Source organism: Mesorhizobium sp. M0715 (genome assembly GCF_040320355.1).
Taxonomy (GTDB): Bacteria; Pseudomonadota; Alphaproteobacteria; order Rhizobiales; family Rhizobiaceae; genus Mesorhizobium.
Window position 1 is genome coordinate 165115 of sequence record NZ_JAMYPL010000005.1, and the last position, 18192, is coordinate 183306.

Here is an 18192-nt window from a genome sequence, read left to right on the forward strand (position 1 = left end):
AGGGGCGCGGGCTAGGTTTGCAATAAATTAAGCTGCTGACTGAGGCAGCACGAACGGCATATTGCCGGCCGGCAGCACGCCGACCCTGAGCCGGCAGTCGAACACTTTTTCGATCAGGTCATCGCTCAGCACATCCCGCGGCGACCCGGTGGCGGCGAGCCGGCCGCGATGCATGACGAAGATCCGGTCGGCATACATGGCCGTCAGATTGAGGTCGTGCAGGATGGCGACCACGCCGCCGCCCCTTCTGGCGAAGTCGCGGGCAATGTTCATGATGATCAGCTGGTGCTTGATGTCGAGACTGGAAACCGGCTCGTCGAGGAACAGAAAGCGCGGCTTGCCGTCGAGCACCGGCGCCCAGACCTGGCACAGCACGCGTGCGAGCTGAACGCGCTGTTGCTCGCCGCCCGAAAGCTCCTGGTAGAAACGGCCGGCAAAGCCGTCGAGATCGACACGCGCCAGCGCCCGTTCCGGCAGCCGCGCATCCTCGCCCGGCAGGACGCCTGAGCGGCCGCCGACAAGGCCAAGCTTGACCACTTCCCGCACGGTGAACGGGAACGACAGCGTCGTCGCCTGCGGCAGCACAGCGCGATGGACGGCCACCTCGACCGGCTTCATCGTCGAGAGATCTCGGCCGTTGAGGGCAACGCGCCCGGTATAGGCGAGTTCGCCGGAGAGTGCTTTGAGGAAGGTCGTCTTGCCCGAACCATTGGGGCCGACGATGGCGGCGATCTCGCCGGGCCGCGCGTGGAAATCGACACCACTGACGATAGGCTTGCCGGCGATATCAACCGAAACATCCTTGGCCTCGATCATCAAGCCTCACAAATCAACCACGCCGCGCTTGCGCAGCAGGATCCAAAGGAAAAACGGCGCGCCCGCTATCGCGGTGACGATGCCTATCGGCAGTTCGGCCGGCGCAACGATGGTGCGTGCGACCGCATCGGCCAGAAGCAGCAGCGAGGCGCCGAGCAGCGCCGACGCCGGCAGCAGATAGCGATTGTCCGGACCAATCAGCAGGCGCAGCAGATGCGGCACCACGATGCCGACGAAGCCGATGCCGCCGCTGACGGCGACGGATGCGCCGACCGCGGCAGAGACGCCGACGATAGCCGTGTATTTCAACCGCTGCACCGGAATGCCGAGATGACCGGCGGTCGCCTCGCCAAGCGCCAGCGCGTTGAGGCCGCGTGCCAGGAACGGCATCGCCGCCAGCGCCAGCACGATGATCGGCCCTACCGACGCGATCTTCGCCCAGGTCGCGCCACCGAGCGATCCGAGTTGCCAGAAGGTCAGGTCGCGCAACTGGCGATCGTCGGCCATGAAGATGAGGATGCCGGTCAGCGCCATGGCGAGCGCCGCCAGCGCGATGCCGGCAAGCAGCATTGTGGCAACCGAGGTTTGCCCCCGCCGCGTCGCGACCTGATAAAGCACCAGCGTGGTGGCGAGCCCGCCACAGAAGGCCGCCAGCGGCAATGCGAGCGTGCCGAGCAAGACGGTCACCGGAGCCAATATCGTGGCGCCGAGCACGATGACGGCAACCGCGCCGAGGCTGGAGCCGGCCGAGACGCCGATCAGGCCGGGGTCGGCCAGCGGATTGCGGAACAGTCCCTGCATGACCGCGCCGGAGACCGCGAGCGCCGCGCCGACCAGCATGCCGAGAATGATGCGCGGCAGGCGGATGTCGTAGACAATCAGGCTGTCGCGGGCGCTCACCGCGGCGTCATCAGGCACTGTGCCGAACAGCCAGTCGCCAATGACGTTGACGGCCGAAGCGTCCGAAGCCCCCGATGTCAGCGACAGAAAAATGGCAGCCGCGAGCCCCAGGCACAGCAGAAGGATGACGATGCGGGCGCGGCCCGACCGGTCGCCTTCGGATACGCTTGCCATCACCGGGCCGGCGATCGATTGATCGACCATGATCCGCCCGTTCAGTCCGTGACCTGCCCGCCATAAAGCGAGACAGCGAGGTCGTGGATGGCATCGGCCGTGCGTGGCCCGAAGCCGAGCAGATAGGCACCGTCGATGCGGATCAGCTTGCGCGCCGTTCCGGCCGGCGTCGAGGCGATCGACGGATTGCCGAACAGTTCGTCGTCCGACACCGGAGGCCCGGCATTGCTCATCATCAGGATCACGTCCGGTCTGGCGGTTATGATCGCCTCGTCGGACATTTGCTTGTAGCCGGAAAAGCCCTCGACCGCGTTGACGCCGCCAGCCAGCTTGACCATACCGTCGGCCGCGGTCTCGCTGCCGGCCGCCAGGATCTTGCCGCCCTGTATCGACAGCACGAACAGGATGCGCTTGCGCTCCTTGATCGACGCCGTCTGCTTCTCAGCTGCCGTGAGCTTGGCATCGAGCTCCCCGGCGAGCACCTCGGCCTTGGCATCGACGCCGAGCGCCTTGCCGACGATACGGACCTTTTCGAGGATGCCTTCGTGGCTATAGTGCTCGGGCACTTCGATGAACGGGACGCTCGTCTTCTTCAAGACATCGACGGCTTGCTTGGGACCGCTGCCATGCAGCGCCAGGATGCCGGTCGGGTTAACCGACAGCACCCCCTCCGGCGACAGCCCGCGCATGTAGCCGACATCGGGCAGCTCAAGCGCCGCCTTTGGGTACCGGCTGGTGGAATCGCGAGCCACCAGATGCTTTTCCTCGCCGAGCGCATAGACGATCTCGGTGATCGAGCCGCCAACGGCCACGATTTTCGAAGGATCGGCAAACACGGCCGTGCCTTCCATGGCGCTGGCGGATTGCAGTGCGATAACAGCCATGGAGAGACCGATCACCGGCCCGAAAATAGATCCGCGCACGGTCGACAATCTTGGGAAAAAACGCATCGCATTTTCCTCAGGCTGCGGTCGGGCTTGGGATGCGCGGCAGGTTTTCCGCCAGGAAGCGCCAGTCGTCCCGCTCGCTTTCGCCTTCATGACGCTTGCCGAAGAACTGGATGAACATCTTGCCGTCGGCGTCATAGACCTCAAGCGAGGTGACATGACCGTCCTTGGTCGGCTTGCGCACCGCCCAGACCTCCTGGATGTGGTCGGTCCGCAAATGCAGGTGGAAGGTTTCGTCCAGCACGTTGATCCATGGCCCCATCGGCTTGATCGACTTGATCGGACCGGAATGGATCTGGATGCATCCGCGGTTTCCCACAAAGCACATGATCGGCATCTCGCCCTCCGCGGCGTGATGGAACATGGCACGGACGCCATCATTGTCGAGTTGCCAGGCATAGTCTTGCCCGACCAGGCGGACCGCCTGCCGGCGGCTCAGCTTCAGCGTCTTCAGCATGCCGAAGAACTGGTGCACGTCGGTCAGCCGGCTCCAGCGGTCGCGCAGATCGTCGAGATTGGCGCTCGCTTCGTCGCCATGGATCTCGTCATCGGGGAGTGGTCCTGAAATGTCGACCGTCGGCTCCTGATTGGACGATTCGAGCGCGGCAACCAGTTTCTGATAGGCATAGAGGCTGGAGGCCGGACGCAAATGCACCTTGTGCACGGCCTCGCCCGCCGCATCGAAAAACTGCAGGCTGCGGCGGATTTCGTCGCCGTCTCGCTTCTCGACGGCAAAGCCGTGTGCCCAGACCTTCGGGAAGATGCGCAGGTCGATGTTTTCGCCAAGCACCATGGCATTGTGGTTGCCGGTGACGACTTTGTCATAGACGCCGATCTTCTCGTGCACCGCGCTTTCATTGCGGGTCAGCGCCATGACCTCGCCGACGGCTTCGAGACCGGTCAAAAGATCGTTGACGCGTGGCTCGACACGGACGACGCCGTCGCCGCAGTGGGCTGCGACCAGCTCGGCCTCCGAAATGCCGAGCTGGGCGGCGAGATCACGCTCGCGCGTCTTCGGATTGTCTGTCCGTGCCCGCCGGATTTCATGCGGGGCGGGTTTTACGCGCTGGTCCATGTCTTGGTCCCTGTGGCCTTGCCTTACTTGTTGAGAATGAGCTTGCCCTGGCGGGTGATCTTCAGCCGATAGAGCGCGCCATGATGCTCGATGCCGATCTCGTGCTCGCCCTGGAACAGGGTGTTGCTGGACAGGGTTCGCACCGCCAGCGGAACCCGGTCGAAACGGGCGGAGGCATCGTCGGAACGGCGGACGCGATAGCGAAAATCGTTGGGATTGTGGGTGTTCATCTGGATGGATCCCTTTCCTGTGCCGGGCGTCTGGCTAGGCGTTGCGTAATCCGATTCATTTCTTGACTTGAATAATCATGTTTACTAGTCAGTGCAATACCGGATTAAATGAGTCAACATTTAAGACCCCGGACATGATCAAAAATGCCAGCCAGCCCCGGGCCAGCCAGCATGAAACCTGGACTTTGGAGTTGGGGCATGGGGTTTGTGACTTGGGAATGGCGCGGCCGGTCGGCGGCGAACGGCGCAGCGGCTTTGCTGGCAAGCGTGGCGGCGATCGCCTTGTCGGCGCAGCTGGCCAACGCTCAGCAGGCGGCGCAGCCGGCGGACCAGCAGACAGATCAAACGAAGAAGGCCGACGAAGAAAAGGCGGCACAAGCGGGCGCAACGCTGCTCGACAAGATCCTCGTCATCAGCCGCACCGGCGAAACGGCGATCGAATCGCTGGCATCGACCAGCCATGTCGGCCAGGAACAGCTCGACCGCCGCATGGCGACGACGCCGAACGAGATGCTGCTCGGCGTGCCCGGTGTCGCCGCGCAGGCCGACGCCAGGCGTGTCAGCACCAGCATCAACATCCGCGGCTTGCAGGATTTCGGCCGCGTCGCGGTCATTGTCGACGGCGCGCGCCAGAATTTCCAGCGCTCAGACCACGGCACGCAGTCGACCTTCTACATCGACCCCGAACTCGTCAAATCCGTCGACGTGATCCGCGGTCCTGTCGCCAACACCTACGGCTCGGGCGCCATCGGCGGCGTTGTCTTCTTCGATACCAAGGACGCCGGGGATTTCCTCAAGCCGGAAGAAACATGGGCCGGCTCCGTCACGGGACGCTATGAGAGCAACGGCAAGGGCTGGACAACAAGCGCATCCGGTGCCTACCGCCTCAACGAGAACTGGGATGTGCTCGGCAACATCGTCTACCGCAACTATGACGACTACAAGGATGGCGGTGGCGACACGGTCAAGGGCACCGGCTTCGATGTGCTGAGCGGTCTGCTCAAGACCACCATCCGCCCGACCGACAACAGCGAACTGAAGCTCGGTTGGGTCGGCTCGAGCGACGGCTGGAACGAGATCAGCGGCGGCGTGCCGGTCAATGACGTCGACCTGAAGTCGAACACCTTCACCGCCCGCTACAACATTACGGATGAGGACAAGAGCTGGCTCGATCTCCATATCAACACCTCCTACAACAAGACCAATCTCGATCTGACCAGCCTCGTGCCTCTCAACCGGTTTGATCCGAGCACCGGCCTTCCAGTTGTTTTGCCGGCTGGCTCGACATCGACATTCGACATCGGCACGACCAGCATCGACATTTGGAACACGTCCAGATTCGAGACCGCGGGAATCGCGCACGAACTGACCTATGGCGGCGACTGGGCCGGCGATAACGTCGAGACCGGCGGCACGGCCGGTGGCGACAGCTTCTATACGCCTTCCGGTAAGCGGAACGTCTCCGGCGCCTATGTCCAGGACAAGCTCACCTGGGAGTGGCTCGAAGTCATCGCCGGGCTGCGTTACGACAATTACAGCCTCAAGGATGACACACACGAAACGTCGGGGGACCGGTTGTCGCCGCGCATCACCGTCGGCGTCTCGCCTTTCGACAGCGCCAGCCTTGCCGGCCTGCAATTCTACGGCACCTATGCGGAAGGATACCGGTCACCCTCCCTGTCGGAAACACTGATCAGCGGTCGCCATCCGGCGGGTGTCACCTTCCCGTTCCTGCCCAATCCCAATCTGCGGCCGGAAACCGGAAAGACCGTCGAATTCGGCGTCAACTACAAGCAGAATGATATCCTCGAAGCCGACGATGCGCTGCGCATCAAGGCAGCCTATTTCAACAACGATGTCGAAGACTACATCGATGGCGTTACCCTGTCGCGGTTTGACCCGACAGCCGGCTGCCCGAGCGGACCCGGTATCCCGATATGCTTCCAGTACCAGAATTTTGCCAAGGCCAAGATCGACGGCTTCGAACTTGAGGGCGTCTATGATGCCGGATGGGGCTATGCCGGGCTTTCGGCCTCAATCACCAATGGTCATACCATTTCCTACAGGGACGTTCGGGCCGATCTGCTGACCATCCCCTCATCCCAGGTCACCGCGCAGCTCGGCTTGCGCTTCCTCGAGGACAAGCTAACCGTGGGCGGCGAAGTGCAATACAATGGCAAGCCCAAGGGCAACCCGATCGCCGAGGACTACACGCTGGTCAATGCTTTTGCCAGCTACCAGGCGACGGACAATTTGAAGATTGATTTCCGCGCCGACAATCTGTTCGATGTCAAATACGCCAACCCGCTCAACCTGACCACGGCCGGCCAGCCGCCGCAGCCGGTCTTCGCGGCCTACGAGCCCGGCGTCACCCTGAAGCTGGCGGCGACGATGCGATTTGGAGGCTGATGACCATGACGAGCTTGATGACATCCCTTCGTCTGCTGACCTCGATGCTGGCGATGTCGCTTGCGATGGTTCCGGCGTGGGCACAAGAGTCCGCGCCGGTCCCCGCACTCACCCTAGAACTCAATGGTGCGCAACCTTCCGACAAGGGTTGCCGCCTGACGTTCGTGGTCAACAACAATCTCGGCGCCGACCTGTCCAAGGCTGCGTTCGAGATCGCCTTGTTCAACGAGGCAGGCGTCGTCGACCGGCTGACCGTGCTCGATTTCAAGGAATTGCCGGCGGGCAAGACCAAGGTGACGCGTTTCGATCTGGCCGGCACCGAGTGCTCGAAAGTCAGCCGCGTGCTGATCAACAGCGCGACCGAATGCACCGGTACCGGCGTCGAACCGAACGCCTGCATGCGCAAGCTGAAGACGGACACCAAGACCGGGATCGCTTTCGGAGTCTAAGGTGGGACTGCATCCCGCATTCCTGCAAAACAATGCGGCGTGGCCAGTTGCCGGCCACTGCCGACTGCCGCTGCGAGCGAACGATCTTGATTTGACAATTCTGCTCTTGTCGCTGCAGGTCTCGCGGCGAGACATGCAGGATATCAGTCCCCTCCCCGAAGCCAGCGCCGAGCTGGCGATAGAGCCAACCGAGCCGCTCGCGCTACCGCGGCCATCGGCCTGGAACCGCAAGTGGACGGCGGCGATCGTCGTCTCCTGCCTGCTCCATGCCGCGGTGGCAGCGGCCTTTCTGATCTCCCCTACGGGGACTTCCAGTTTCCAAGATGCCGAGCAGCCGGAAGGCAGTGAACAGTCGGGCACCAACGTGGTCGGCAGCGCGCTGGACAAGGACCCGACGGCAATAAACGTTGCACTGGTGCCGAACCCGCAACCCGCCAAACCACAGCCGGCAACGCCGCCCAAGCCAACGCCGCCAACAGAGCCTTCGCAACCCGCGAAGGACGCAGCAAAGCCGCTCAAGCCTTTGCCGGAACCTGCCAAACAGCAGACGGTGACGCCCGACATATTGGTGGCCGGCGCCCCTCGCCCCGATGACCAGAGCGTGGCTCCCAAGGCCGAAACGCCGGCGCAGCCGATCGTGCAGGCCGAGAGCGCCGAAGTGCCTGTCGCCGTTCCAGAGCAGCCACCGATCCCCAGCGCCAGGCCAACGTCGGCAGCTGCCCCTTCAAAGACGGCGGATGAGAAGCGCGGCACGGCGAATGGCGAGGACCGGTCGGCGCAAGCAGCCAGCAAGGGCAAAAGGCAAAAAGAGGCAGGCACGGCCGCGGAAGACAATTACCGCGGCGATGTTTTTAGAAAACTCGGCAGCGTCAATCGCACCCTCCCGCCTTCCCTACAGCTGGCGGCACGCAACAATGCGGTTGTCACATTCGTCATAGGCAGGAAGGGCAACATAAACGAGTTGCGCATCCTGGAGACCTCAGGGTCGGCGGCTTTCGATCAGGCGGCGCTTGGCATTGTCCGCAAGGCAGCCCCCTTCCCTCCAATTCCACCACAGGCAGCAAGCGCAAATTTGGAGTTCGAGACCGAAATCGGCCCATTTTGAATGTGCGCAGAACAAACGCTGCAGCCGCCAATCATCAACATCCGCACGAAAGGAACCGCCATGTACATCGCCATGAACCGCTTCAAGGTGCAGACCGGCTCGGAGAACGATTTCGAAGCCGTGTGGAAGAACCGCGATTCCAGCCTCGCTGAGATGAAGGGTTTTCGGGAATTCCACCTGCTGCGTGGCCCGGTCAACGAGACCGAAGGCTACACGCTGTTTGCGTCGCACACGGTGTGGGCGAGCCACGAGGATTTCATCGCCTGGACCAAGTCGGAGAATTTCCGCGCCGCCCATCGAAATGTCGGCACGACGAAGGTCCACTATCTCGGTCACCCCCAGTTCGAAGGTTTTTCGGTCGTCGAAGGCGCTTAAATACTGGCCGGGCTCAAGCTCCGGCCAGCAGGCTCGCATTGCCGCCGGCGGCGGTGGTGTCGACGCAGACAGCCCGTTCATGTGCATAGGCCGCCGGGTTCAGTACCTCGCTGACCAGCGGCACGATCGGGCCGGAGCGGTCGGCGATGACCTTGCGCACGATGCGTGCAGCCTCCGGCGTGCCCGAAAAGGCGACGACATCGACGCGCAGTGAGCGTGCTTCGACCGGATCCGGCCGACCATCGATGGCGGCCAGCGGCAAGCCCTTGCCGGTCAATGGGGAAAGGGCAGCCGGTGCGCCGGGCGCCACGGCCAGCACCGCATTGCCGGCGGCGAGCGCCTGGATCGTCTGCGCCAGCAGCGTATCGCCATCGGGACCGAGGCACAGCACCCGTCCGCGTGGCGAGAGCGAGAGCGTGTTGGCCTCGCCGGTCGGCCCGGGCAGGTCGATCTGGCCGAAATCGATGCCGGCGGCCGCACCTATGGCCGCAGCACCCTTGCCGCGCAGATGCTTCCTCAGAATGGCGATCCGGTCCGGACGCGTCGACCAGCCGCCAAGTGTGGGATCAGGCAGATTGTCGGCAAGCTCGGTCGCCGTGACCTTATGGCCATCCTGCAAATGGGTGCCAGCCTCCGGCCCTTTGCGGAACCGGCGGAGGTAGTGCGGGCCGCCGGCCTTCGGCCCGGTGCCTGAAAGCCCCTCGCCACCAAACGGCTGCGAGCCGACCACGGCGCCGATCTGGTTGCGGTTGACGTAGATGTTGCCGGCATGGATGCCGTCGACGAAATGCTGCACGCGGCCCTCGATACGGGTGTGCAGGCCGAAGGTCAGGCCATAGCCCTTGCGGTTGATGGCGGCGATGACCGCGTCGATTTCGTCGGCGTCGAACGTAGCGACATGCAGCACCGGCCCGAACACCTCGCGCTCCATGTCCTCGATGCCCTTGACGCGGAAAACATGCGGCGCAACGAAGCGACCTTCCTTCGGCGCTTCGAGCTTGGCAATCAGCCGGCCCTGCAAGCCCATTTTCGTGCAGTACTCGCGGATAGAGCTTTGCGCCTCGTCGTCGATGACAGGGCCGACATCGGTCGAAATCCGCCAGGGATCGCCGATGCTGAGCGCCTCCATGGCGCCCTTCAGCATCTCCAGCATTTTCTTCTCCACGTCCTTCTGCACATAGAGCACGCGCAGTGCCGAGCAACGCTGGCCGGCACTCTGGAATGCCGAGGCGAGGATGTCGCGCACCGCCTGTTCGGGCAGCGCGGTGGAATCAACGATCATGGCGTTGAGGCCGCCCGTCTCGGCGATCAGCATGGCGTTGGGCGCGGCCGTCTTGGCCAGTTGCTTCTCGATCAGCTTGGCGACCTCGGTCGAGCCGGTAAAGCAGACGCCGGCGATGCGCGGATCTGATGTAAGCGGCCCGCCGACCGACGGGCCGTCGCCAGGGAGCAACTGGATGACGTCTTCCGGCACACCGGCCTCGCGCAGCAGCTCGACAGCCCGGAAGGCGATCAGCGGCGTCTGCTCGGCCGGCTTGGCGATGACCGAATTGCCGGTGACAAGTGCGGCCGCGATCTGGCCGGTGAAGATGGCGAGCGGGAAATTCCACGGCGAAATGCACACGATGGCGCCGCGCGCTTGCGTGCCCGCCTCCGCATTGGCCGCCTCGGTGGCGTAGTAGCGCAGGAAGTCGACCGCCTCGCGCACTTCGGCGACGCCGTCGGCCAGCGATTTGCCGGCCTCGCGGGTGGCGAGTGCAAAGAACTCGACGGCTTTGGATTCATAGAGAACGGCGGCACGGTTGAGGATGGCAGCGCGCTCGGCGACGGAACGTTTTGCCCATGCCGGCTGCGCTTCCACCGCAAAGCGCACGGCGGTCGCGACTTGCTTGGCGGCGGCTTCGCTGACCGTACCGACCACTTCGGAAGGCTTTGCTGGGTTGACTATGGGACGCTGCTTGCCGTAGCCGGCGGCACGGGTGATCGGCTTGGCATGCCAACGATCCGGCCCAGCGAAGGCCACCCTGGCCTTGTCGATCGCCGCCAGCGTCACCGTGTCGGTGATGTCGAATCCTTTCGAATTGCGACGCCCGGCCCCAAAAATCTCGGAAGGCCGGGCAATCGCCGGATTGGTGGCCGGACCCTGGCTCTCGACCGTTTCGAGCGGATCGCGCGCAATGTCCTCCGGCTCGACGTCCTCGTCGGTCAGTTGGTGCACGAAGGAGGAATTGGCGCCGTTCTCCAGCAACCGGCGGACCAGATAGGCCAGCAGATCGGAATGCGCACCGACCGGCGCGTAGATGCGGCAGCGTGTGCCTTCGGACCGTCGCACCGTCTCGTGCAGCGCCTCGCCCATGCCGTGCAGGCGCTGGAACTCGAAGGAATCGCGATTATCCGCCATCGCCAAGATGGCGGCGACGGTGTGGGCATTGTGGGTGGCGAATTGCGGATAGATGCGGTCGGTCATCGATAGCAGCTTTTTCGCGCAAGCCATGTAGGAAACGTCGGTGTTGGTCTTGCGGGTGAAGACGGGATAGCCTGACAGTCCGAGCGTCTGCGCCCGCTTGATCTCGGTGTCCCAATAGGCACCCTTGACCAGCCGCACCATGATGTTGCGGTCGTATTTCCTGGCCAGCGCATAGAGCCAATCGATGGCGAAGGCCGCGCGTGGCCCATACGCTTGCACCACCACGCCGAAGCCGTTCCAGCCGGCGAGCTCCGGCTCGGCCAGCACCCGCTCGATGACGTCGAGCGACAGATCGAGGCGATCGGCCTCCTCGGCATCGATGTTGAGGCCCATACGCGAATGGCGCGCGGCAAGCGCCAGCGACAAGAGCCGCTCGGCCATCACAGGCAGCATCTCTTCCTTCTGCGCCACCTCGTAGCGAGGATGCAGCGCCGAAAGCTTGACCGAAATGCCGTGGTTCTGCCTGATGTCAGGACCGTTGGAGCCGGAATCGAGCGACGAAATCGCGTCGGCATAGGCCTTGTGATAGCGCAAGGCGTCGGCCTCGGTGCGGGCCGCCTCGCCCAGCATGTCGAAGGAATAGAGGTAGCCCTTCTGCGTCATCGGCCGGCCGCGCTTGACGGCTTCCGTGATGGTGCGGCCGAGCACGAACTGCTCGCCCATCTCGCGCATGGCGGCGGCCACCGCCTTGCGGATGACCGGCTCGCCCAACCGCCGCACCATCGAGCGCAGCGTGCCTTCGATGCCGCCCTCGCCCTCATCGAGGACGCGGCCGGTCAGCATCAGCGCCCAAGTCGAGGCGTTGACGAAGATGGAGCTCGAACCGCCCGAATGCGCCGACCAGTCGTGCGGCGCGATCTTGTCGGCGATGAGGTCGTCCATCGTTTCGGTATCGGGCACGCGCAACAGTGCCTCGGCCAGGCACATCAGCGCGACGCCTTCCTTGGTGGAGAGACCATAGGCCGAGAGGAAGACTTCCATCAGCCGGGGATCGGACGAACCGCGCACCGCCCGCACCAGATCGGCGGCGCGGGCCGAGATCGCCTTGCGGTCTTTCCCGGAGAGCGCCGTCGCGTCGGCAAGCCGCTTCACGGCCTCGTCTTCATCGGGCAGGTAGTTGGCGCGGATCTGCTGGCGGATGGCATCGAGCGCTGGCATGGCGGTCCCATGGATCGAGCAAAGGGATCGGGCCGGCGGTCACCGGACCGAATGGTGGAAGCTAGCACAGATGCGAATTTTCAATCGGTCCGAAGAAATCGACATTGCAGGTCATTCGATCTATCGTAGCAGCTCAAAACCGACATATGGACTGCATTTTCGATGACAGAAGACCAATTGGACCGCATCGACAGGAATATCCTGGCGGCGCTGGCAAGCGATGGCCGGCTTTCGATGTCAGAACTGGCGGCAAACGTCGGCCTGTCGAAAACGCCGGTGCAGGCGCGGGTGAAGCGGCTGGAGAAGGACGGCTACATCAGGGGCTACCAGGCGATCATCGACCGCGAGCGCATGGGCGAAGGCCATGTTGCATTCGTCCAGGTGAAATTGTCCGACACCAGGTCCGCCGCGCTCGATGCCTTCAACCGATCCGTGCAGGCCGTGCCGGAAATCGAGCAGTGCCACATGATGGCGTCGAGCTTCGACTATCTGCTGAAAGTCCGCACCAGGGACATCGCCGCCTACCGCCGCGTCCTCGGCGAACGCATCTCGGCCCTGCCCCACGTCGCCCAGACCTCGACCTTCGTGGCGATGGAGACAGTCAAGGATCGATGACCATGATCCCGAAAAGTGGAAGCCGGTTTTCGGACAAGATCATGGTCAAACGTAGAGCCCCATCCCGATACATCGGGATGGATCGGGCTCTAACTCACTCCGAAAGCGTCTTCAGGAAAGCCACCAGCGCCGCACGTTCACGATCCGACAGCCCCAGCGGATGAACTTCGGACGTACCCTCCACGCTGGGTGCAGCCTTGGCGTAGTGCGCCACGACCTCGTCGAGCGACGAAAACTGCCCGGCATGCATGTAGGGCGACCGCGTTGCCGCACCGCGCAGCGATGGCGTCTTGTAGGCGCGAACGAGTTCGGGCGCATCCTTGACCATGAAGCGCAACTCGCCGCAGGCGCTGGCGTCGCCATCGCGATAGGCGCCGAAGCAGTTGAACGGGTCCGCCTCGACTTGGCGCACGGCATCGATACGGCCGCGATCCGGCGGCAGGCCCGCAACGGATGGCACGCCGGTGTTGTGGAAGCTGTTGTCGGTGAAGCGCGGGCCGTTATGACAGGTCACGCAATTGGCCTTGCCGATGAACAGTTTAAGTCCAAGGATTTCTTGTTTGGAAAAGACAGCATCGCCCTTCGGCTCGGCACCGGTGGCGAGGTCCAGCGCAAAGCGGTCGAAACGCGTCGGCGCCGGCTCGATCGAGCGTTCGAAGGCGGCGATCGCCTTGCCGATATTGGCAAAGACGCCGTCGATTGCGCTGCGCTGCGCGCCGCTCATCGCATTCCAGGCCGCCTTCTCGGCATCGTTTCCAAGCGGGCTGGCATTCGACGGCATGCCCGAAAGATCGGGCAGCGGCCCGAAGATGCGCTCATAGCGCTCGCCGAAGCGCGCCTTGATGTAATGCGCGTAGGCGGTGCGGTTTCCCGCCTGCTCCAGCGGGTTTTCGAGCGGCGTCAGCGCTTGCGCCCACAGGCTGTCGCGGCGGCCGTCCCAGAAGAACCAGGGATCGCGCGCGACGCCGGCCAGCGGCATGGTCCGCCGGCTGGTACGGCCGACGCCGACGGCTTGCGGCAGGTCGTCCTGGAACTGGCGGTCGATCTTGTGGCATGTCGAACAGGATATCGACCCGTCACCGCTCATGCCCTGGTCGAAGAACAGCGTCGAGCCGAGTGCGGCAGCCGCCGGCACGTCGGCAAAACGATCGGTGGTGTCGGGCTTGAGCGCCGGCAGCGACGACAGCGCCAGCGAGGCGATGGTCGTCTTCTCGGCGTCGGAAAAATCCGGCTTCGTGCAGCCGGTAAGGACAACGGCCACCATTAGCGCCAGAAAACGCGAACGCCGCCTCATGTCCTGCTCACAGCACCACGTTGAAGAGCACCGTATCGGAGCCTGCGGTGGCCGAGATGGCGAAATGCAGCTGCCACCAGCCGCTCATGGTGAATTTCACCCCTTCGATCCGGTAACGCCCGTCGCCGAGATAGTCGGTCGCTTGCGGGCTGGTCGGCAGGCCGTGACTGTGCAGCGGCATGCCGCCGGAGATCGCGATCGCCGCCCCTTCCACCGGAGCTCCAGCCTTTGTCTTCAGCGTCAGCAGCCAGGATTGCAGTTGGCCTAGCCGCACAACGCCTCGCTCCGGCGCGAAGCTTGCCACGAACAGCCCGTTGGCGGTGTTCTTCGTCCGAGAGACATCCGGGCCGGCGGGCCGCGCCGACCGCGGCGCCGTCAGGTAAACGACCGCGAGAATGCCGACCAGCAAGGCAGCCAGACCAAGACCTGCCAGAAGATAACGCCATATCGATGCCAAACCGGTTCCTCTTCTGCAGACAACGCTCTGCCGAACGGATCGCATCCCGCCAGCCTGTGGGAAAACGCTGTGGCGGAAAAAACCCTGCTTGCCAAGCATGGCGCTGCCGGTGGCAAAAAGCTACAGCACCGAGATCACTGGAGGATTGCAGATGGCGGGAAACGGCGTCGCCTCGATCGGCGAATGCATGCTCGAACTGTCGGGCCAGACGGGACCGAACTGGCGCATAGGCTTTGCCGGCGACACGTTCAACACGCTGTGGGCGCTGCATGCACTGAGCGCTGAGCGGCCGGCAACCTATGTCTCGGCCTTCGGCGACGATCCATTCTCGCAAGGCCAGATCGATTTCTTCGCTGAAAACGGCATCGGCATCGGCTCCAGCCCGCTCATAGCGGGCGCGCGGCCCGGCCTCTATGCCATCACGCTGACGGGAGCCGAACGTTCCTTCACCTATTGGCGTGGCGACGCCGCCGCGCGGCAGCTTGTCTCGGACCCGGCCGCATTATCGAAAAACCTGGAAAATCAGGCACTTGTCTATTTTTCCGGAATCACTTTGGCAATTCTGGACGAAGCCGCGCGCGCTGAGTTGCTGGCCGCCGTCGCCAAGGCGCGTTCGGCTGGTTCACTTATCGCCTTCGACCCCAACTATCGGCCGCGGCTCTGGCGTGAGCGCGAGGATGCGCAGGCAGCGATCGTCGAAGCCCTTGCCGTCACCGACATCGCATTGCCGACCTTCCCCGACGAGCAGATGCTGTTCGGCGATCCAACACCGCAAGCCACAGCGAAGCGGCTCGGGCAACTCGTCGGCGAGGTCGTCGTCAAGAACGGCGAAGCACCGGCACTGATTGCCCAAGCAGGAACGCTGCGCGAAGTCCCGGCAATCCATGTCGCCGCTCCCGCCGATACGACGGGCGCCGGCGATTCCTTCAACGGCGGCTATCTTGCGGCTCGACTTGCCGGCCACGACCCGCTTGAAGCAGCACGCCGTGCGCATCGCGTCGCCGCCGCCGTGGTGCAGGTGCGCGGCGCGCTGGCGCCGTTCGAGACGCTGCGCGCGGCCTTCGCCGGCTAAAGTCTGTTGCGATTCAGGTCAGGCGGGCTTCACCTGAACATTGGCAGGCCTCAGGGCAGACGGAATCTGTATTCCGTCACGTGGTGGTAGATCGCGCCCGGCCACAGCGTCGCCTGCGGGAAATAAGGCCGGTTCGGCGCGTCCGGCCAAATCTGCGGCTCCAGGCAGAAGCCGCAAAAAGCCTTGTAGTCGCGGCCTTCCAACCCGGTGCGCGGCGTCACGTACTGGCCGGTATAGAGCTGGACGCCCGGCTCAGTGGTCCAGACCTCCATCTCGACACCGGAACTGGCGCCTTGCGCCCATGCCGCCTGCTTGAGCGGCCCGCGTGCCGAAGCGAGGCAGAAATTCTGGTCGTAGGGCAGCTGTTCGCCCTCGGTCTCCATGCGCAGCGGCCGCGCCTGGCGGAAATCGAACGGCGTACCGTCAACCGGCTTGACCACGCCGGTCGGGATCATGTCGCCATCGACCGGCAGGTAGGCGCCGGCATTCAGCATCATCCTGTGGTCGAGAATGTCGCCGGCGCCGCCATCATCCAGGTTGAAATAGGAATGCTGGGTCAGATTGCACAGCGTCGGCTCCTCGCAGGTGGCGGTCAGCTCGACGCTGAGCGTGCCGGGGATCTTCAACCGGTAGGTGCAAGTGACATCGAGCGCGCCGGGAAAGCCCATCGCGCCGTCGGGATCGTGCAACGTCAGCGTGACGAAATCCCTGCCATGCAACGAAACCGTCCACGGCCTGTGGGAATAGCCTTGCGAGCCGCCATGCAGCGTATGCTTGTCGAGGAAGTTTTGCTCGGTCTGGTAGCGGCTGCCGGCGATGGTAAAGCGGCCGTCGCGGATGCGGTTGGCATAGCGGCCGACAACCGCTCCAAAGAAGCCCGTATCCGTCTCGTAGGCCGCCAGATTGTCGTAGCCAAGCACCAGCGGCGCATCGTGCCCGGTCAGGCGCAGATCCTGGATGATCGCGCCCAGACCGATGATGTTGGCGGTGATACCGCCGCCCCTGATCGTGAAGCGACGCACCGGCTCGCCTGCCTGCGTCGTGCCGAAAACCTCGCCGTCCTTCATCGCCATGCCCGTAAATGCCAGTTGATCCAGAAGACTTCGGCTGGTTTTCCCATGAGAGACAGGCAGGCCATCGGCCTCCCCATCTCAGGGAATATCCTATCAGAGGCCGAGGCCGCCGATGCAGACATATTTGGTGTCGAGATAATCCTCGATGCCCTGATGTCCGCCTTCTTTGCCGAGACCCGATTCCTTGACGCCGCCGAACGGCGCCTCCGGCGTGGTGATGAGGCCTTCATTGACGCCGACCATGCCGTATTTCAGCCCTTCCATGACGCGGAAGGCGCGGCCGAGATCGCCGGTGTAGAAATAGCAGGCGAGGCCGAATTCGGTGTCGTTGGCGAGTGCTATCGCCTCCTCTTCGGTCTCGAACTTGAACACCGGTGCGACCGGGCCAAAGATCTCTTCCTTCATGAAGCGCATCTTGGGCGTCGCATTGGCAATGACCGTCGGCTGGAAGAACGAACCGCCGAGCGCATGGCGCTTGCCGCCGGCAACGATCTTGCCGCCCTTGGATGTGGCGTCGGCGATCAGTTCTTCGACCTTCTCGACCGCCTTCTCGTCGATCAGCGGCCCCTGCTGCACGCCGTCCTCGAGGCCGGAGCCGACCTTCAGCCCGTTGCTGGCGGCAGCGAGCTTCTCGACGAACTTGTCATAGACACCAGCCTGGACAAGGAAGCGGTTGGTGCAGACGCAGGTCTGGCCGGAATTGCGATACTTGGCGGTGATCGCACCAGCGACCGCACGCTCGAGGTCGGCGTCATCGAAGACAATGAACGGCGCGTTGCCACCGAGCTCCATCGACACTTTCTTGACGGTGACCGACGACTTCTGGATGAGAAGCTTGCCGACTTCGGTCGATCCGGTGAAGGTGATCTTCGACACCAGCGGATTGGCGCAGATCTCGTCGCCGATCTCGCTTGCCGAACCGGTCAGGATGTTGACGACGCCCTTGGGGAAGCCGACCTCCTCTGCGAGCGCACCCCAGGCGAGGCCTGAATATGGTGTCTGCGAGGCCGGCTTGACCACTGCGGTGCAGCCGGCGGCGAGCGCCGGGCCGAGCTTGCGGGCCAGCATCGAGGACGGGAAATTCCACGGCGTGATGGCGGCGATGACCCCGACCGGTTCCTTGGTCACCAGGATGCGGCGGTCCGCCCATGGCGACGGCACGACGTCGCCATAGGTGCGGCGGCCTTCCTCGGCGAACCACAATATGTAGGCCGCGGCAGAGCCGATCTCGCCCTTCGATTCGAACAGCGACTTGCCCTGTTCGATGGTCAGCAGTTCGGCCAGCACGTCCTGATTGTCCATCATTGCGTCATGCAGCTTGCGCAGCAGCTTCGAGCGCTCGAGCGCGGTCGTCTTGCGCCAGGTCTTGAAAGCTTCCGCGGCGGCTTCGATGGCGCGGCGGGTTTCGGCTTTGCCCGACTTCGGCACGGTGCCGATCTTGAGGCCGGTGGCCGGGTTGTTGACGTCAACCGTCTGGCCGCTGTCGGCCTGCACCCATTCGCCATTGATGAGATTGGCCTGCCGCATGAAATGGCTGGTTTTCTGAAGCATGGTCTATCCTCCGTTCGGCGCGCTG

16 protein-coding genes are annotated in these 18192 nt (G+C 63.7%); 6 read left to right on the forward strand and 10 right to left on the reverse strand.

Annotated features, from left to right (window positions below; all coding sequences use genetic code 11):
* Positions 1 to 27 precede the first annotated feature (27 nt).
* From NKI21_RS08535 to hemP, 5 genes are read right to left on the reverse strand one after another with little or no spacing between them, the layout of a single operon-like run.
* Entirely contained in the window at positions 28 to 816 is a 789-nt protein-coding gene (locus tag NKI21_RS08535) for a heme ABC transporter ATP-binding protein (RefSeq protein WP_023812243.1), read from the reverse strand.
* Between the two features lie 6 nt (positions 817 to 822).
* Positions 823 to 1920, reverse strand: coding sequence for a FecCD family ABC transporter permease (locus NKI21_RS08540; protein WP_128303990.1), 1098 nt, complete (start codon positions 1918 to 1920; stop codon positions 823 to 825).
* Between the two features lie 11 nt (positions 1921 to 1931).
* Positions 1932 to 2840, reverse strand: a complete 909-nt coding sequence (locus tag NKI21_RS08545; RefSeq protein ID WP_023812245.1) for a heme/hemin ABC transporter substrate-binding protein — start codon at positions 2838 to 2840, stop codon at positions 1932 to 1934.
* A gap of 10 nt (positions 2841 to 2850) precedes the next feature.
* Entirely contained in the window at positions 2851 to 3912 is a 1062-nt protein-coding gene (locus tag NKI21_RS08550; RefSeq protein ID WP_023812246.1) for a hemin-degrading factor, read from the reverse strand.
* Positions 3913 to 3935: 23 nt separating this feature from the next.
* On the reverse strand, positions 3936 to 4142 hold the full coding sequence (gene hemP / locus NKI21_RS08555) for a hemin uptake protein HemP (protein WP_023757683.1): 207 nt from the start codon (positions 4140 to 4142) through the stop codon (positions 3936 to 3938).
* Positions 4143 to 4340: 198 nt separating this feature from the next.
* Between hemP and NKI21_RS08560 the strand changes: the two genes are divergently transcribed.
* The 4 genes from NKI21_RS08560 (at position 4341) to hmuQ (ending at position 8480) form a co-directional block, all read left to right on the forward strand.
* Positions 4341 to 6551, forward strand: coding sequence for a TonB-dependent hemoglobin/transferrin/lactoferrin family receptor (locus tag NKI21_RS08560; protein ID WP_352609578.1), 2211 nt, complete (start codon positions 4341 to 4343; stop codon positions 6549 to 6551).
* A 5-nt stretch (positions 6552 to 6556) separates the two neighbouring features.
* Positions 6557 to 7000, forward strand: a complete 444-nt coding sequence (locus NKI21_RS08565; protein WP_023812248.1) for a hypothetical protein — start codon at positions 6557 to 6559, stop codon at positions 6998 to 7000.
* Positions 7001 to 7091: 91 nt separating this feature from the next.
* Complete coding sequence (locus NKI21_RS08570; protein WP_348625595.1) at positions 7092 to 8105, forward strand: TonB family protein; 1014 nt, start codon at positions 7092 to 7094, stop codon at positions 8103 to 8105.
* A 60-nt stretch (positions 8106 to 8165) separates the two neighbouring features.
* Positions 8166 to 8480 carry a heme-degrading protein HmuQ gene (gene hmuQ, locus NKI21_RS08575; RefSeq protein ID WP_023812250.1) on the forward strand — a complete coding sequence of 105 codons (315 nt, stop codon included), beginning with the start codon at positions 8166 to 8168 and terminating at the stop codon, positions 8478 to 8480.
* Positions 8481 to 8493: 13 nt separating this feature from the next.
* Here the strand turns inward: hmuQ and putA are convergent, their stop codons facing one another.
* Positions 8494 to 12105 (reverse strand): bifunctional proline dehydrogenase/L-glutamate gamma-semialdehyde dehydrogenase PutA, encoded by a 3612-nt coding sequence (gene putA, locus NKI21_RS08580; RefSeq protein ID WP_023812251.1) that lies wholly within the window; start codon positions 12103 to 12105, stop codon positions 8494 to 8496.
* 162 nt (positions 12106 to 12267) lie between these two features.
* Here putA and NKI21_RS08585 point away from each other — a divergent pair, with 162 nt between their 5' ends.
* Positions 12268 to 12720, forward strand: coding sequence for an Lrp/AsnC family transcriptional regulator (locus NKI21_RS08585; protein WP_023812252.1), 453 nt, complete (start codon positions 12268 to 12270; stop codon positions 12718 to 12720).
* A 94-nt stretch (positions 12721 to 12814) separates the two neighbouring features.
* On the opposite strand, the gene NKI21_RS08590 is transcribed toward NKI21_RS08585, so the two are convergent.
* On the reverse strand, positions 12815 to 14014 hold the full coding sequence (locus tag NKI21_RS08590) for a cytochrome-c peroxidase (RefSeq protein ID WP_352439884.1): 1200 nt from the start codon (positions 14012 to 14014) through the stop codon (positions 12815 to 12817).
* Between the two features lie 7 nt (positions 14015 to 14021).
* On the reverse strand, positions 14022 to 14471 hold the full coding sequence (locus NKI21_RS08595) for a FixH family protein (RefSeq protein ID WP_023812254.1): 450 nt from the start codon (positions 14469 to 14471) through the stop codon (positions 14022 to 14024).
* Positions 14472 to 14622: 151 nt separating this feature from the next.
* Here NKI21_RS08595 and NKI21_RS08600 point away from each other — a divergent pair, with 151 nt between their 5' ends.
* Positions 14623 to 15543, forward strand: coding sequence for a sugar kinase (locus NKI21_RS08600; RefSeq protein WP_128304045.1), 921 nt, complete (start codon positions 14623 to 14625; stop codon positions 15541 to 15543).
* A gap of 50 nt (positions 15544 to 15593) precedes the next feature.
* Here the strand turns inward: NKI21_RS08600 and NKI21_RS08605 are convergent, their stop codons facing one another.
* Positions 15594 to 16616 (reverse strand): aldose epimerase family protein, encoded by a 1023-nt coding sequence (locus NKI21_RS08605; protein WP_023812255.1) that lies wholly within the window; start codon positions 16614 to 16616, stop codon positions 15594 to 15596.
* 93 nt (positions 16617 to 16709) lie between these two features.
* The gene (locus tag NKI21_RS08610; protein WP_127291661.1) at positions 16710 to 18167 is read right to left on the reverse strand and encodes an NAD-dependent succinate-semialdehyde dehydrogenase; all 1458 of its coding nucleotides are present in this window, start codon (positions 18165 to 18167) and stop codon (positions 16710 to 16712) included.
* Positions 18168 to 18192 lie beyond the last annotated feature (25 nt).

Excerpts from the sequence above, each read along its gene's own strand:
- NKI21_RS08535 (WP_023812243.1), bottom strand. The coding sequence starts at position 816 with ATGATCGAGGCCAAGGATGTTTCGGTTGATATCGCCGGCAAGCCTATC.
- NKI21_RS08540 (WP_128303990.1), bottom strand. The coding sequence starts at position 1,920 with ATGGTCGATCAATCGATCGCCGGCCCGGTGATGGCAAGCGTATCCGAA.
- NKI21_RS08545 (WP_023812245.1), bottom strand. The coding sequence starts at position 2,840 with ATGCGTTTTTTCCCAAGATTGTCGACCGTGCGCGGATCTATTTTCGGG.
- NKI21_RS08550 (WP_023812246.1), bottom strand. The coding sequence starts at position 3,912 with ATGGACCAGCGCGTAAAACCCGCCCCGCATGAAATCCGGCGGGCACGG.
- hemP (WP_023757683.1), bottom strand. The coding sequence starts at position 4,142 with ATGAACACCCACAATCCCAACGATTTTCGCTATCGCGTCCGCCGTTCC.
- NKI21_RS08560 (WP_352609578.1), top strand. The coding sequence starts at position 4,341 with ATGGGGTTTGTGACTTGGGAATGGCGCGGCCGGTCGGCGGCGAACGGC.
- NKI21_RS08565 (WP_023812248.1), top strand. The coding sequence starts at position 6,557 with ATGACGAGCTTGATGACATCCCTTCGTCTGCTGACCTCGATGCTGGCG.
- hmuQ (WP_023812250.1), top strand. The coding sequence starts at position 8,166 with ATGTACATCGCCATGAACCGCTTCAAGGTGCAGACCGGCTCGGAGAAC.
- putA (WP_023812251.1), bottom strand. The coding sequence starts at position 12,105 with ATGCCAGCGCTCGATGCCATCCGCCAGCAGATCCGCGCCAACTACCTG.
- NKI21_RS08585 (WP_023812252.1), top strand. The coding sequence starts at position 12,268 with ATGACAGAAGACCAATTGGACCGCATCGACAGGAATATCCTGGCGGCG.
- NKI21_RS08590 (WP_352439884.1), bottom strand. The coding sequence starts at position 14,014 with ATGAGGCGGCGTTCGCGTTTTCTGGCGCTAATGGTGGCCGTTGTCCTT.
- NKI21_RS08600 (WP_128304045.1), top strand. The coding sequence starts at position 14,623 with ATGGCGGGAAACGGCGTCGCCTCGATCGGCGAATGCATGCTCGAACTG.
- NKI21_RS08605 (WP_023812255.1), bottom strand. The coding sequence starts at position 16,616 with ATGGCGATGAAGGACGGCGAGGTTTTCGGCACGACGCAGGCAGGCGAG.
- NKI21_RS08610 (WP_127291661.1), bottom strand. The coding sequence starts at position 18,167 with ATGCTTCAGAAAACCAGCCATTTCATGCGGCAGGCCAATCTCATCAAT.